Origin of the sequence: Roseiterribacter gracilis, assembly GCA_018332375.1 — a bacterium.
GTDB lineage: Bacteria > Pseudomonadota > Alphaproteobacteria > BOG-932 > Roseiterribacteraceae > Roseiterribacter > Roseiterribacter gracilis.
Window position 1 is genome coordinate 4,137,791 of sequence record BOPV01000001.1, and the last position, 14,007, is coordinate 4,151,797.

Below are 14,007 nucleotides of genomic sequence, written 5' to 3' on the forward strand. Positions count from 1 at the left end.
GTGGCCATGAAACGCACGCGCTATGTGAATGGCGAGCTGGACGCGATCGACGCCAAGATCCTGTCGATCCTGTCGACGCGCGGCCGCATCGCGATGAAAGACCTGGCAGCCGAAGTCGGCCTGTCGTCGCCCAGCGTCGGCGAACGCGTGCGGCGGTTGGAAGATACCGGCGCGATCCGCGGCTACGCCGCCGAGGTCGATGCCGAAAAAGTCGGCTTCCCGCTCGCCGTCTATGTGCGCGTGCAGCCGCTGCCGGGCGAATTGAAACGCGTGGTCGAATTGCTGACCGCGAGTCCCGAGATCGTCGAATGCGACCGCGTCACCGGCGACGATTGCTTCGTCGCCAAAGCCTATCTGACGTCGGTGGATGAACTGGAGCGGCTGATCGACCGGTTCCTGCCCTACGGCAAAACCAACACGTCGGTGATCCAGTCGTCGCCGGTGAAGCGGCGCATGCCGGTGCTGCTGCGCTCTGCCGACTAGTCACTAGCCGGGCAGACCACCACGACGCCACGGACACGACGGGGCACCACGAGTCACAGAAGGCGGCGCGGGCGCGTCGCATGGCGACAAGGTTTTATCGACGCGCAAAGCGCGTCAGGAAATCCAATCTGATCTTGCGACAAAGCTGCGGTTGTACGCTCGCTCTCGTGGTGCACCTTGGCGCTCGTGGCGTCGTGGTGGTTCATCGGATTGATGACTCGCAACTACCGCCCAAACCCCACCACCGCACGCGGCGTGTAGGGCGCTTCCAGCGATGCGATCTCGTCCGTGCTGAGTTTTACCGCCAGCGCATCGATCGCTTCGTCCAACTGTTCGATCTTCGTCACGCCCACGATCGGTGCAGTCACGTCCTGCTGGTGCAGCAACCACGCCAGCGCAATCTGCGCGTGGCTGCGCCCGCGCGCAGCGGCGAGCTCGCCAACGCGATCGACGATCTTGCGGTCGGACGCTTCCGTCGCTGCATAGAGACCGTCACCCCACGGATCGTCACCGCTGCGCGCGGAGCTTTGCGTCGCCCACGGCCGCGCCAGACGGCCACGCGCAAGCGGGCTCCAGGGCAGTACGCCGATGCCCTCGTCGCGGCACAGGCCCAGCATCTCGCGCTCTTCTTCGCGGTAGAGAAGATTGTAATGCGGTTGCATCGATACGAAGCGCGGCGCGCGTTGTTGGTCGGCGACATAGAGCATCTTGGCGAAGCGCCAGGACTGCATCGACGATGCACCGAGATAGCGCACCTTGCCCGCACGCACCGTGTCGTGCAGCGCGTCGATGGTTTCTTCGACCGGCGTCGTCTCGTCGAAGCGGTGGATCTGGTAGAGGTCGATATAGTCGGTACCGAGCCGCCGCAGCGACGCGTCGATTTCCGTCAGCACCGACTTGCGCGACAGGCCCTGCGCGTTGGCGCCGCCATGCATCGGGAAATAGAGCTTGGTCGCCAGCACGATCTCGTCGCGCTTGCCGTATTCGCGCAGCGCACGGCCGGTGACTTCTTCACTGGCGCCGTCGCCATACATATTGGCGGTGTCGAAGAAATTGATGCCGCGTTCGATCGCACGGCGAAAGAACGGGCGGCTTTGCGCTTCGTCGAGAAACCAGCGCCGCTTTGCTACGCCGAAACTCATACAGCCGAGCGCAATGCGCGACACGCGCAAGCCGCTGCGACCCAGATTGATGTAGTCCATGCGCCCGATCCTGCGACCTGCAGAGACCGGGCTGAAGACAATCGCGAAGGTTTGCGGCCGCGATTGCGATGCTGAGAAAGGCGCGGGCGCGCCTTTGCCTTAGCTACGCCGTGATTGTTCTTTGGCGGCCTACGCCGCCAGACGCGCTTCCGAACGTTCCAACGCTTCGACCAGCGCGCTTTCGGGCAGGGCGGTGGACAGAAAGCTGATCAGTTCTTCGTTTTCCGACGCCTCGTAAACGTCCCAACCGACGACGTTGCCGTCATGGTCGAGATCGACCGCGAGATGCGGGGCCAGGATGCGGGCTTCTTCGGCCGGCGCGTCGCTGATCCGGATGTAGCAATTGTCGATCGCCACGTTGCGCTCGATGCGCATGGGCGCCTCCCTCGATTCGTGGTTTTGGTTCTTGCCCGAATCAGGCTCAAGGATACGGCTGAATTGCGGGTTAAGCGCTCCCCCCCGTTCACATCGCCGACATATCTACGAATTCCGGACGGAGATCTCTCGTGACCAACGCCACGCTCAAGCTGCTGCAAACCCGCCGTTCGGTGGCCGCGCGCGACCTGATCGAACCCGGCCCGGACGCGGCCCAGCTCGAGCAATTGTTGGAAGCGGGGCTGCGCGTGCCCGACCACGGCAAGCTGGGCCCGTGGCGGATCCAGATCGTCGACAAGGCGGGGCAGGCGGCGCTGGGCGATCTCTATGCGCGCCTGTTCGCCGAGACCTATCCCGACCCGCGTCCCGAACAGATCGAGATGGAACGCAAACGGCCGCAACAGGCGCCGCTGCTGTTGATCGTCTGGTCGGCGCGCCAGGCCGGCCACAAGATTCCGGAATTCGAACAGATCCTGTCGGCAGGCGCGGTGTGCCAGAACCTGTTGCTGGCCGCGCACGCGATGGGCTTCGCCGCCAACTGGCTGACCGGCTGGCCCGCGTACGACACGCAAGTCAAAGCGGCGTTGGGCCATCCGCGCGACGACATCGCTGGATTCATTTTCGTCGGCACGCCCGCCTCGACGCCCGACGATCGCCCGCGCAAAACGGTGGCGCAGGCGACGGAACGTTGGACGGGTCCTGTCGCGCTCTGAACATGCAAACGGCGCAGCGATCGCTCGCTGCGCCGTTGCTGCGAAACCGCGTCGGCGGTTATTCGCGTGTCGTCGGCATCGACGAACCGCTGGTGCCTTGCGGCATGTCACCCGCAAGCACGCGCGCGTTCAACTGGTCGGCCATGTGATCGTCGGCCGACGAGCTCTGCACATGCTTGTGCTTGGTGGTCGTCTTCTTGGTGGACTTCTTCGCCGTCGTGTCGTCGGTCGCAGCATTGTCGCTGGACGCGCCGGTCGAGCCTTGCGTATTGGCGAGCGGCGACTTGTCGGACTTGGCCGATTTGTCGAGCGTCGAATTGGCGTCGCCCATCGCCGGCGCGCTGCTGCCGGTCGAACCGCTGCGGTTGGTCGTCGTTGCGGTCGTGGCACCCTGCGTGTTCGCCAACGGCGAGGACGCGGCGCCTTTGTCGCTGGTGTTGTTCGAGTCGCTGAGCGACGGCGCGGTGGCGGGTGCCTGGCCGGTCGTGGTGGTGCGCGGCTGCGCGCTATTGGTCTGGGCGACGGCGGGCAACGCGACCAGCAGGCCGGCGGCTGCCAAGATGCTTGCAAACTTGGTCATTGAGAATCTCCTGGTGGGGCGTAACGGAATTCACAGCCCAAACGATGCGCTTGGGTCTTCGTTCCGCGTACGAGAGGAACGGTGCGGATCGAGCATTTGTTCATCGACAACTGCACGCATCCGGGGATTTAGCATTCCACTCGCACCTGTCTTCGCCCTGCTTTTGCTAGGGCTCTGCGTCTTTGCACCGCGCGCAGCACAAGCGCTGGCGTACGAAACCAAATTCCATGGCGTCGATGGTGAATTGGCGAGCGCGGTTGAGTCCGCATCGCGGCTAAAAACACTCGAAGATGAAGACGACAACGAACCGCCGACCGAAGCCGCTCTGCGGCGACGCGCCGACGGCGATCTCGAACGGCTGGAGCGCGTGCTGCGCTCGTTCGGGTTCTACGACGCGAAATTGACCTACCGGTTGGAGCCTGACGCAGTTGCTGGCGCCAAGCTGGGCGACGACGTCAAACGCACGGTGATCGTCGAAATCGAACCGGGCGCGCCCTATCACATCAAGACGCTGACGATCGCAACCGACGACAACAAACGTCCGCCGCTCGACGACCGGTTTCCGGTCGGCACGTTCGGCGTGAAGGTCGGCGATGTTGCCGCCGCTGCACCGATCGTGGCGCAGGACGAAAAGATCACGCGCATCTACCAAGAGAACGGCTATCCGTTTGCGAAGATCGTCGACCGCACCGCCATCGTCGATCACGCCGACCGGTCGATGGAACTCAGCGTCAAGATCGAACCTGGATCGTACGCGCTGTTCGGTCCCGCACTGGTCGGCGGCCTGGACCGGTTGGATCCCGCCTATGTCGAACGCCGCGTCACCTGGGCCGAAGGTGCGCCTTACGACGTGCGCGAGCTGGAAGCGAGCCGCGACGCGCTGGTCGACACGTCGCTGTTCGGCAGCGTGCAGCTGAAACCGCAAGCGGTGCTTGCGAACGGTGAGACGCCGATCATCGTCGATACGACCGAACGTCTGCGCCGTTCGGTGTCGGCGGGCGCGCAGTACGATTCAACCAACGGCATTTCCGCCAAGGCGACGTGGGAGCACCGCAATCTGTTTGGCGGTGCCGAGAAGCTGCGGCTGACCGCAGAGTTCGGTCAGAATCTCTACGGGCTGACCGCCGACTACCGAAAGCCCGACATACTGCGCATCAAGAATCTCGACGCGATTGCGTCCATTGCGGTGACGCGCGAGCTGGTCGACGCGTACGACTCGCGCCGGGTCAAATTGTTCGGCGGCGCCGAGTATAAATTCTCGAAGCAATTGTCGGTCGGCGGCGGCGCGCAATTCGAACGCGGCCGTGTCGACGAGAAAGACCGCACGCGCAATTACACGCTGGTCGGTCTGCCGATGTTCGTGAAGCGCGATGCGGCCGACGATCTGCTGAACCCGACGCGCGGCGATCGTGCGCAACTGACGGTCACGCCCTATCTACCCGGCGTGTCGAAACTGCCCGCTTTCGTGCAGGCGAAGCTCAATGCGAGCTGGTATCGCAGCTTCGACGACAAGGGCCGCTACATCTTTGCCGTGTTTGGTGCCGTGGCTGGATCGAGCGGCATCGGGCTCGACGATCTGCCCAAGGACAAACGCTATTACGCGGGCGGCGGCGGATCGGTGCGCGGTTACGGCTATCAAAAGGCCGGCGACTTCGACCAGTTCGGCGATCCGCGCGGCGGCCTGTCGTCGGTCGAGTTCGGCATGGAGATGCGCGTCAAAGTCACCGACACGATCGGCATCGTGCCCTTCGTCGATGCGGGTCGCGCCTATCCGGACTCGTTCCCGACCTTCAACGACCTGCTGCCCGGCGCCGGCATCGGTGCGCGCTATTACACGCCGTTTGGTCCGGTGCGCTTCGACATTGCCGTGCCGTTGAAGAAACGAAGCCAGGACGACGCGTTCCAATTGTACGTGTCGTTGGGGCAGGCGTTTTGAACATGCACACGCATGTTCAAAACGTCCCCGCGAAGGCGGGGACCCACCGGCGTGGCAACACGGAGCCGTTCCGTACCCGGCGAACCGTGGGCCCCGGCCTTCGCCGGGGTGACGAACGAAGCGGTGTTCGTCAATGACCCGCCCCGCGAAAATTGCCGCCTGGGTCGCGGGTGTCATCGTTGCCATTCCGCTGCTGCTCGTCGCCGGCGGCTGGATCTGGTTGCAGACCGACTGGGGTCGCTCCGTCGTCGGTGCGTCGCTGGCGAGTTTGGTCCAGGGGCCCGATCGCAAAATCACGTTGGGACGGATCGGCGGCAGTCTGCCGTTTCATCCGCGCATCGAGCGTCTGTCGCTCAGCGATCGCGACGGTGTCTGGCTGACTGCGCAAGACGTGGAACTCGACATCGTTGGCACTGCGTTGCTGTCGCGACGTGCACGCCTGACCAACTTGACCGCTGCGCGCATCGACATTGTGCGCCCGCCGGCGCCGTCGGCGACGCAGGAAGCGCCCGGCGAAATCAAGTTCCTGTTGCCGAACCTGCCGGTCGCGATTGCGGTCGATACGTTGTCGGTGCCCGTGATCGCGCTCGGCGCGCCGTTCCTGGGCGAAGCGGCGACGTACAAATTGTCGGGCCATGTGCGCGTCGATGCCGAAGCCGACGCGGAATTGGCGCTCGATCGCAGCGACGGATCGCCGGGTCGCGTCAGCTTGATGACGCGCCATCAGAATGGGCGCAGCGAAGTCCAGCTTGTGATCACCGAGCCGACCGGGCGCGTTCTGCAGCGCAATCTCGGTCATGCCGCACCGAAGCCGTTCACGCTGATGCTCTTCGGCGATGGGCCCGACACGCAGTGGCGTGGCACGCTTGGCGTCGAAGCCGGCAAAAGCGTCGACGCGGCGCGGCTCAATGTTTCGCTTGCGATTGATCAAGCCGGCAGTGATCGCTTGTTGCGCATTGCCGGTAGTGCGACGCCGGGCGTGGTGTTCGACCAACGCATCGCGCGACTGCTCGGCGGGCCGGCGTCGATCAACATGGCGGTGCGGTTGCTGCAGGACGGCACCTTGGCGATCGAGCCGAGCAGCATCGCGGCGCCTTCGCTGAAACTGAGCGGCGCGTTTCGTGGTGCGCCTGGCGACAAGCCGATTGCGGGCACGCTGACGGTCGAAGTGGCCAATCTCGGCGCGTTCAGCGAAGTCGCGGGCGAACCGCTGGCGGGCAGTGCGCGCGTCGAGGCGAAATTCACCGGCACCGGTGCGGCGCCGCGCATCACCGCACATATCGACGGCACCAATGTCGAAGCCGGCGCTGCGCGGATCGACACGTTGGTGGCCGACATTGCGGGCGACCGCCGCGCGAGTGACGGGCGCTTTGCCGGCACGGCGCAGTTGCGCGCCAACGGTATGGCGCTGGGCGCGTCGAAGGGCGATCTCGTACTCGACGCAGCCGGCAACGCCGATCGCGATCTCGCCTCGATCCAACTCGACCGGCTGCATCTGAACGGACTCGGCGTCGAGCTGGACGCCAACGGCACCTCACGCGGCGGTGGTGCTGACGGCACCGCGAAGTTGCGCGTCGCGGATTTGACGACCTTGGCGCCGATCGTCGGTCGTCCATTGACCGGCGCGCTGTCGCTCGACGGCACAGCGGCGAGCCGCAATGGTGAACTGACCGCGACGATGCGCGGCGAGTCGCAACATCTCACGATTGGCATTCCCGCGCTCGATGCGTTGCTGGGGCCCAACCTGCACGTCACGCTCGACGCGACCAAAGCGGGTGATCGTATCACCGCGCGTTCGGTCGAGCTTGCGTCGCCGCAGATGAAGCTGGGCGCAAAAGGCACGCTGCAAGGCGAGCAGATCGATGCCGACGTGACCTTGCACGTCGCCGATATGGCGAAGGTGCGGCCGGGTCTGGATGGAACCGCCAACGTCACTGCGCACGCGGAGGGCGCGGTCAGTGCACCGACCGGTCATGTCGAAGCGGTGCTGGACGGCAAGGCGCTGGCGGCGCGTCTCATCGCCGACGCCAAGCGGCAGCAGGACGCAACCAAACTCGTCGCGCACGCGACCGGTGGCGGCGCCAAGCTCGATGCCGACCTGTTGATCGCCGACATTGGACGCGCCGACGGCACGGTGAAGCTCGACGCGCCCAATCTGGCCGCGTGGGCGCCGTTGCTGGGCATGACGATGACCGGGCGTGCAGCCGCCGACGTAACCTTGCGCGCCACCGACGGACAGCGAGCACGCATTGCTGCGCGTGCCGATGCGTTGTCGGTCGGCACGACCAGCGTGCAGCGCGCAACCTTGGATGCGGATCTGACCGGGCTTGCGACTGCGCCGACCGGGCGCGCCAATCTGCAAATCGACAAAGCTGCGCTGGGCGACATTGCGGTGACACGCCTGCGCGCGACCGCGACGCCGGCGGGACCCGAGCGCGTGACGATCGCGCTCGATACGAGCGGCGATGCGGGCAAGCCATTTCAGTTCGCGCTGGGCGGCGGGCTGCGCATGACGGCGGGTGCACGCGCGCTGACTCTGTCGCGCCTCGACGGCGAGGTGGCGGGGCAGAAACTTATCCTGACGCGCACCGCTACCTTGGCACAGCAGGGCGATGGCATGCGTCTCGACACGCTGTCGCTCAAATGGGGCACGGCGCAGCTCGACGCATCGGCGCTGGTTGCGGGCGCGCGCGTTGCCGCCAAAGCAAGCCTGCGCGACTTGCGCGTTGCGACCTTGGCGGCGCTGGGCGAGATGCGCGGCGCCAGCGGTGTGATCGAGGCCGATCTGTCGCTCGACGGTGCGCGCAGCGATCCCACCGGCAAGCTGCATGTCGCGCTGCGCGATCTGAATCTCGCCGCGGCTTTGCGGCCCGACGCCAAGCCGTTGCAGATCGCGTTGGACGCAAACCTCGCGCGCCGCGTCGTGAGTTTGGACGGTGTTGCAACGAGTCCAACTGGTGCGCGCCTGGCGCTGACCGGCCGCGCGCCGATGCTGGTCGATCTGCAGCAGAACAAGGTCGGGCTGGTGCAGGATGGCGCGTTGGCACTGCGGCTTGCGGGCGGCGGCACATTGGAAGACGTCGCCGATTTGCTGCCGATCGGCGAAGACCGGGTCGAAGGCCGCTACGACGTCGATCTGCATGTCGACGGTACGGTTGCGCGGCCGCTGGCAGGTGGGCGCGTCGCGATCGCAAATGGGCGCTATCTCAACCAGGATTCCGGCGCCGAGCTGCGCGACGCGCAAATCGAATTGCAGGGCGACCGCGAGCATCTGACTCTGACGCGTTTCGCTGGCACTGACGGTGCCGGCGGCAAAGTCGGCGCGCGCGGCGCGATCGACCTGGCTGCGATGCCAGCGCCGAGCCTGGATTTCCATCTGGCGCTCGACGGATTTCGCGTCGCCAAGCGCGACGACGCCAATGTCGCGGTCGATGGCGAGCTTGCGATGACGGGCTCGTTCATCGCCGCGCGCGTCGACGGCAAGGTACAGGTACGGCCCGACGCCGAATTGCGCATTCCGGAAAAACTGCCGGCCTCGGTTGCGACCATCGAAGTGATTGAAATCGACAGCCGCAAAGGCAAACGCGCGCAAGCGCCGGGCGTGAAGAAGCCGGTCTTCACGGTCGCGCTCGATCTTGGACTCGTCGTGCCGGGACGCGCCTATGTGCGCGGCCGCGGGCTCGACAGCGAATGGAAGGGCGACGTGAAGATTGCGGGCTCGACCGCGTCGCCGGATGTGCGCGGCAAGTTGGAAGTGGTACGCGGGCAGATGGCGCTGCTGGGCAAAGACTTTGCGTTGACGCGCGGCGTGGTCGAATTCGATGGCGGCGCCAGAGTCGATCCGCTGCTCGACATCGTCGCCGAAGCGAACGCCAACGACATCACCGCGCGCGCAACGATTTCGGGTCGCGTCAACACGCCCAAGATTGCGTTCTCGTCCGATCCGGCTTTGCCGCAAGACGAAGTTCTGGCGCGCGTTTTGTTCGGCAAGAATGTCGGTCAGATCTCGCCGATCCAGGGGCTGCAGCTTGCCGCAGCGGCGCGCGAACTTGCGGGCGGTGGCGGGCCAGGTTTCCTCGACAAGATCCGACAAGGGATGGGACTCGACCGGTTGGATGTCGGCGCCGGCGACGCGGCCCGCAGCAAAGGCACGACCGTGTCGGGCGGACGCTACGTTGCCGACGGCGTCTATCTCGGTGTCGAGCAAGGCACCGGCAGCAGCGCCTCAACCCGCGCCAAGGTCGAAATCGAGATCACGCCATCGATCAACGCGACCTCGACGGTTGGCGCGGGCCAAAGCGGCACCGGCGTCGGCATCGAATGGAAGCGGGATTACTGACGACGCGTCGCGTCGTCGCGTCCGCGAAGGCCGGGATCCACGGTCGTGGATGACTGTGACTATCAAGCCTACGGAACCGTGGATCCCCGCCTTCGCGGGGACGACAGGCGGGCAGGCCCGCATGTCGCTTCGCACCTGCGGAACAACCCGCCACGCCGCCATGTTTTAGCCGTCGGACTATTGGATTTCTCAGCCGTGCTTTCGAGGAACCCCAACGTGGCATCGGTATTCGACCCGGCTTTGCATCGGCGCGATGTCGCCCGGATTGGCATCCAGCGGGAGGGCGCGATGCGGTCCGATTCGCGCAGTGCACCTACCGAACACGCCCAGCTCGAACGGCTGCAGGCCGAGTTCTGGCTCAAAGGCAGCCTGTCGCTGAAATAGCCTGACAAGGCCCGCTCTTGCGGTTGCGACCAATTCTCATTTAGAACCTCGGCTTCCATTAGCCGGGGTTTTTTCATGGCCACGCGTCGCTTGAAGCTTTGGGTCGGGATGAGTTCGTTCGCGCTGGTCGCGCCGCTCGACGCTGCGGTCGCGCAGACTCACCAGCATGGCGCTGCGCCCGCCGCGGCGCAGGCCGCACCCGCTGCGAAGCCGGCCCCCGAAGCCAGAGCAAAAGCGCCCGAGACCAAAGACAGCGGCAGCATGCCGTCGGACGCGGGCGAGGGGGGTGAAGGCGGCGAAGGTGTTGATACCGACGCGTTCGCCTTCTCGAAACCCGACGAGCAGTTTGTTGGACGTTTGCTGCTGTCGCGCGGACATCTCGCCGTCGGACTCGAACTGTATGGCGCGGGCGACAAGGAAACCGGCGCGCAGCATTTCGCGCATCCGTCGGTCGAGCTCTATGGCTGGCTCGAACCCGAACTCGCCAAGCGCAACGCGACGCCATTCAAAGACGGGCTCGACCAGTTGGTCGCGGCCGCGCTGCGCAAAGCGCCGATCGAAGAAATCCGCAAATTGTACGGCGCGGTGACGGCGCGGATCGACGCCGCCGAAGCAAAAGCCGGCCCGTTGAGCGAAGAAGCGCAAGTGCGCGTGCTCGGCGCAGCGCTGGACCAGGCGGCGCACGAATACGGTGACGGCGTGAAGAACGGCAAAGTCGCAGCCCTGACCGAATATCAGGACGCACGCGGCTTTTACGTCGCGACCAAAGCCTGGTTTGAAGCACGCCGCGACAAGCTGCAAGCGAAGGCGCCGGCGCAGACCGCGTCGCTAACCAAAGACATCGCCGCGATCGTCGCCTTCGTGCCGTCGGCCAAGCCGGCGGCGAAGCTCAACAAGCCGGGGGATTTCCAGGCCCTCGCTTCGCGTATTCGCTTTTCGGCGGGCGAGTTCTAAACTTCACCGTATGCGGATTGCGATCCTCGGTGCGGGTGCGATGGGCTGCGCGTTGGCGCGGCGCTGGGCCGATTCTGGCCACGCCGTCACGCTGAGCTTCGCGCGCGACGCGCAGGCGCTGGCCAAGCGTGCGAGCGAGATCGGCGCCGCCTCGGCCAGCGTCGCCGACGCGGTCGAGAGCGCCGACGTTATTCTGTTCGCGGCGCGCTGGCCGAATTTGGATCTGGTGCTGGCGCAGACCGGATCGCTCGACGGTCGCTTGCTGCTCGACTGTTCGAACCCGATGAATGACGACGACACCGATCTGGTGCCGGGCCTCTCGGGCGGCGAAACCCTGGCGCAGCGGACTGCAGCGCGCGTCGTGAAGATCTTCAACACGATCCCGGCCGAGCTGCTGCAGGCGCCGCGTTCGAAGAAACGCTTCGACGTGTTGTTCGCGACCGATCACGACGACGCGAAAGAAATCGCGATCCAGTTGGCGCACGGTGCGTCGTTCGATCCGGTCCATGTCGGGCCGTTGTCGCTGTCGGGACGACTCGAATCGTTTGCGCTGCTGGTGGCGCAGTTGGCGTACGAGCAGGGCGACGTGCCCGAACTCGGCTATCGCTTTCGTACGCTGGACATCTAAGTCGCGCCGTTAACGGTTGCGTGCGTTGCCGCTGGAACACAGCACGCACTTCATTTCACGACGAACAGGGCTTGCCCCTATCGCACTGCTTTCACCTGGATAGGCTCGTTGTTTGAACCCCGGAGCAACCGGGGGTGACAACGGATCTTGGGGAGGGCTTTCGATGGAAAACGGGGAGTCCAAACATGAATCGTCGCACACGTCACGCCGCGTTGGCCGGCACAATTCTTTCGATCGGTTGCATTGAATCAGTTGCCGCGCAGACCGCGCCGGCGCTGGAAGAAGTCGTCGTCACCGCATCACGCCGCGCCGAGCGCGCCATCGACGTGCCTGTCGCAGTTTCGTCGCTGTCGGGCGAGAAGCTTGACGTTTTGAATTCAAGCGGCCAGGACATTCGCTTTCTGTCGGCGCGCACGCCGAGCTTTCTGGCGGAGTCGTCCTTCGGCCGCACCTTCCCGCGTTTTTATATTCGCGGTCTCGGTAATACCGACTTCGACGTCAACGCGGCCCAGCCCGTGTCGATGGTCTATGACGAAGTCGTGCTCGAAAATCCGGTGCTCAAGTCGTTTCCGGTGTTCGATCTCGCCAGCGTCGAAGTGTTGCGCGGCCCGCAAGGCACGCTGTTCGGCCGCAACACCAATGCGGGCGTGATCGTGCTCAACTCGGCCAAACCCGGCGATACGTTCAGCGGCTATGGCAGCGTGTCGATCGGCACCGATACGACGATCAATACCGAAGGCGCGGTGGGTGGCCCGATCTCGCCCTATTTGAAATTCCGCGCCTCGTTCATCCAGCAACATCGCGACGACTATGTCGACAACACCAACGCGGCGACGAAATACCGGCGCAAGTTGGAAGGCTACGACGACTCCGCCGGGCGCGTGCAGTTGGAATTCACCAAAGACAATTTCAACGCGCTGCTCAACATTCACGGGCGCGAGTTGGACGGAACCGCGCGCCTGTTCCGCGCCAATATTCTGAAGAAGGGCTCCAACGATTTCGTCGACGGGTTCGACATCGACAAGGTGGCGCAGGACGGCGACAACAAGCAGACGCTGAACAGCTACGGCGTCGGTCTGCGCATGAGCTACAAATTCGCAGGTGCGACTCTGCATTCGGTCACCGGATACGAACGGTCGAACACGTTCAGCCGTGGCGACATTGACGGCGGGTTCGGCGCATCTTTCGCGCCGCCGTTCGGCCCCGGCTTTATTCCGTTCCCGGTCGAAACGTCGACCGGTGCAGTGCCGCGCGAATTCAGCCAGGAGCTGCGTCTTGCTTTCGACCCGATCGGCAAGTTCCGCTTTCAGGTCGGCGCCTATTACTTCCACCAGGATCTCTATATCAGCGAGCTGAGCTACGATTTCGGCGGCAAGATCACCGACGTCGTCGCGCACAAGGACGAGAACGAAACCAAGGCGCTATTCGGTTCGGTCGAATATCAGGCGACCGATCAGCTAAATTTGCGCGCCGGCGTGCGCGTCTCCAGCGACGACAAGACCAACGTCACCGATCGCCAGGTCAACAGCGTCGGGCTGGGGCGTCTCAACCGCACCACCAACGTCAACGACGACAAACCGTCCTGGGACGTCAGCGCTACCTATAAGCTCGGACCCGAGGTCAATTTGTTCGCGCGTGTGTCGAACGGCTATCTCGGGCCGGCGATTCAGGATCGCGTCGGCTTCGGCAACACGATCTCGACCGCCAAGTCGCAGGTCACGACCTCGTATGAAGCGGGCATCAAGACGGCCTTGTTCAACAACAAGGCGCATCTCGATCTTACCGGGTATTACGCGTTGACGCGCAACATCCAGTTGACCGCGGTCGGCGGCGCCGACAACTCGGCGCGTTTGCTGAATGCGGACAAGGCAATCGGTTACGGGTTCGAAGTCGAATTCGAAGCCGCACCGGCCGAGCATCTGACCTTTACGACGGGCCTCAGCTACAATCACACCGAGATTCAGTCGCCGGGCCTGTCGATTGATCCGTGCGGCGGTGGTTGCACCGTCACCGATCCGTTGAATGCCGCGGGGCGTGCGCTGATCAACGGCAATCCGTTGCCGCAAGCACCGCAATGGATCTGGAACGTGACTGCGCGTTATGCGGTGCCAGTTGGCGCGTCGGGAGAAATCTTCGGCTACACCGACTGGGCCTATCGCAGCGAGGTCAATTTCTTCCTGTACGAAGCCAAGGAATTCAAAGGCAAGTCGCTGATCGAAGGCGGCTTGCGGCTTGGCTACAAATCCTACACGGGCAATTGGGAAGCGGCGCTGTTCGTGCGCAATATTCTGGATCAGATCCGGCCAGTCAGCGCGATCGACTTCAACAACCTGACCGCCATGGTCAACGAACCGCGCCTGGTCGGAGCGCAGTTCCGGATCAACTTCTAGAAACGGGGCGCCGTCTTTCGCGA

General features: G+C 64.4%; 10 protein-coding genes. 7 read left to right on the forward strand and 3 right to left on the reverse strand.

Annotation, left to right across the window (positions count from 1 at the left end):
* The first annotated feature begins 6 nt into the window (after positions 1-6).
* On the forward strand, positions 7-483 hold the full coding sequence (locus TMPK1_RS20475; protein ID WP_420245462.1) for an Lrp/AsnC family transcriptional regulator: 477 nt from the start codon (positions 7-9) through the stop codon (positions 481-483).
* Positions 484-707: 224 nt separating this feature from the next.
* On the opposite strand, the gene TMPK1_RS20480 is transcribed toward TMPK1_RS20475, so the two are convergent.
* Both TMPK1_RS20480 and TMPK1_RS20485 read right to left on the reverse strand, forming a co-directional pair.
* Positions 708-1,685 carry an aldo/keto reductase gene (locus tag TMPK1_RS20480; protein ID WP_420245463.1) on the reverse strand — a complete coding sequence of 326 codons (978 nt, stop codon included), beginning with the start codon at positions 1,683-1,685 and terminating at the stop codon, positions 708-710.
* Between the two features lie 129 nt (positions 1,686-1,814).
* The gene (locus TMPK1_RS20485; protein ID WP_420245465.1) at positions 1,815-2,060 is read right to left on the reverse strand and encodes a DUF2283 domain-containing protein; all 246 of its coding nucleotides are present in this window, start codon (positions 2,058-2,060) and stop codon (positions 1,815-1,817) included.
* A gap of 131 nt (positions 2,061-2,191) precedes the next feature.
* Between TMPK1_RS20485 and TMPK1_RS20490 the strand changes: the two genes are divergently transcribed.
* The gene (locus tag TMPK1_RS20490) at positions 2,192-2,773 is read left to right on the forward strand and encodes a nitroreductase family protein (protein WP_420245467.1); all 582 of its coding nucleotides are present in this window, start codon (positions 2,192-2,194) and stop codon (positions 2,771-2,773) included.
* Positions 2,774-2,831: 58 nt separating this feature from the next.
* Here TMPK1_RS20490 and TMPK1_RS20495 read toward each other — a convergent pair whose 3' ends face one another.
* Positions 2,832-3,353, reverse strand: coding sequence for a hypothetical protein (locus TMPK1_RS20495; RefSeq protein WP_420245468.1), 522 nt, complete (start codon positions 3,351-3,353; stop codon positions 2,832-2,834).
* Between the two features lie 163 nt (positions 3,354-3,516).
* Here TMPK1_RS20495 and TMPK1_RS20500 point away from each other — a divergent pair, with 163 nt between their 5' ends.
* The 5 genes from TMPK1_RS20500 to TMPK1_RS20520 all read left to right on the forward strand — a co-directional run bounded on the left by TMPK1_RS20500 (position 3,517) and on the right by TMPK1_RS20520 (position 13,984).
* Positions 3,517-5,289, forward strand: a complete 1,773-nt coding sequence (locus TMPK1_RS20500; protein ID WP_420245470.1) for an autotransporter assembly complex protein TamA — start codon at positions 3,517-3,519, stop codon at positions 5,287-5,289.
* A gap of 133 nt (positions 5,290-5,422) precedes the next feature.
* The gene (locus TMPK1_RS20505; protein WP_420245471.1) at positions 5,423-9,628 is read left to right on the forward strand and encodes a translocation/assembly module TamB domain-containing protein; all 4,206 of its coding nucleotides are present in this window, start codon (positions 5,423-5,425) and stop codon (positions 9,626-9,628) included.
* A gap of 459 nt (positions 9,629-10,087) precedes the next feature.
* Positions 10,088-10,966 (forward strand): hypothetical protein, encoded by an 879-nt coding sequence (locus TMPK1_RS20510; RefSeq protein ID WP_420245473.1) that lies wholly within the window; start codon positions 10,088-10,090, stop codon positions 10,964-10,966.
* A 10-nt stretch (positions 10,967-10,976) separates the two neighbouring features.
* Positions 10,977-11,594, forward strand: a complete 618-nt coding sequence (locus TMPK1_RS20515) for an NADPH-dependent F420 reductase (RefSeq protein ID WP_420245475.1) — start codon at positions 10,977-10,979, stop codon at positions 11,592-11,594.
* Between the two features lie 185 nt (positions 11,595-11,779).
* A complete protein-coding gene (locus TMPK1_RS20520; RefSeq protein WP_420245476.1) occupies positions 11,780-13,984 on the forward strand; it encodes a TonB-dependent receptor in 2,205 nt (734 codons plus the stop codon).
* Positions 13,985-14,007 lie beyond the last annotated feature (23 nt).

Bases quoted from the DNA above. Each gene is read 5' to 3' on its own strand.
- TMPK1_RS20475 (WP_420245462.1), top strand. From the start codon at position 7: ATGAAACGCACGCGCTATGTGAATGGCGAGCTGGACGCGATCGACGCC.
- TMPK1_RS20480 (WP_420245463.1), bottom strand. From the start codon at position 1,685: ATGGACTACATCAATCTGGGTCGCAGCGGCTTGCGCGTGTCGCGCATT.
- TMPK1_RS20485 (WP_420245465.1), bottom strand. From the start codon at position 2,060: ATGCGCATCGAGCGCAACGTGGCGATCGACAATTGCTACATCCGGATC.
- TMPK1_RS20495 (WP_420245468.1), bottom strand. From the start codon at position 3,353: ATGACCAAGTTTGCAAGCATCTTGGCAGCCGCCGGCCTGCTGGTCGCG.
- TMPK1_RS20505 (WP_420245471.1), top strand. From the start codon at position 5,423: ATGACCCGCCCCGCGAAAATTGCCGCCTGGGTCGCGGGTGTCATCGTT.
- TMPK1_RS20510 (WP_420245473.1), top strand. From the start codon at position 10,088: ATGGCCACGCGTCGCTTGAAGCTTTGGGTCGGGATGAGTTCGTTCGCG.
- TMPK1_RS20515 (WP_420245475.1), top strand. From the start codon at position 10,977: ATGCGGATTGCGATCCTCGGTGCGGGTGCGATGGGCTGCGCGTTGGCG.
- TMPK1_RS20520 (WP_420245476.1), top strand. From the start codon at position 11,780: ATGAATCGTCGCACACGTCACGCCGCGTTGGCCGGCACAATTCTTTCG.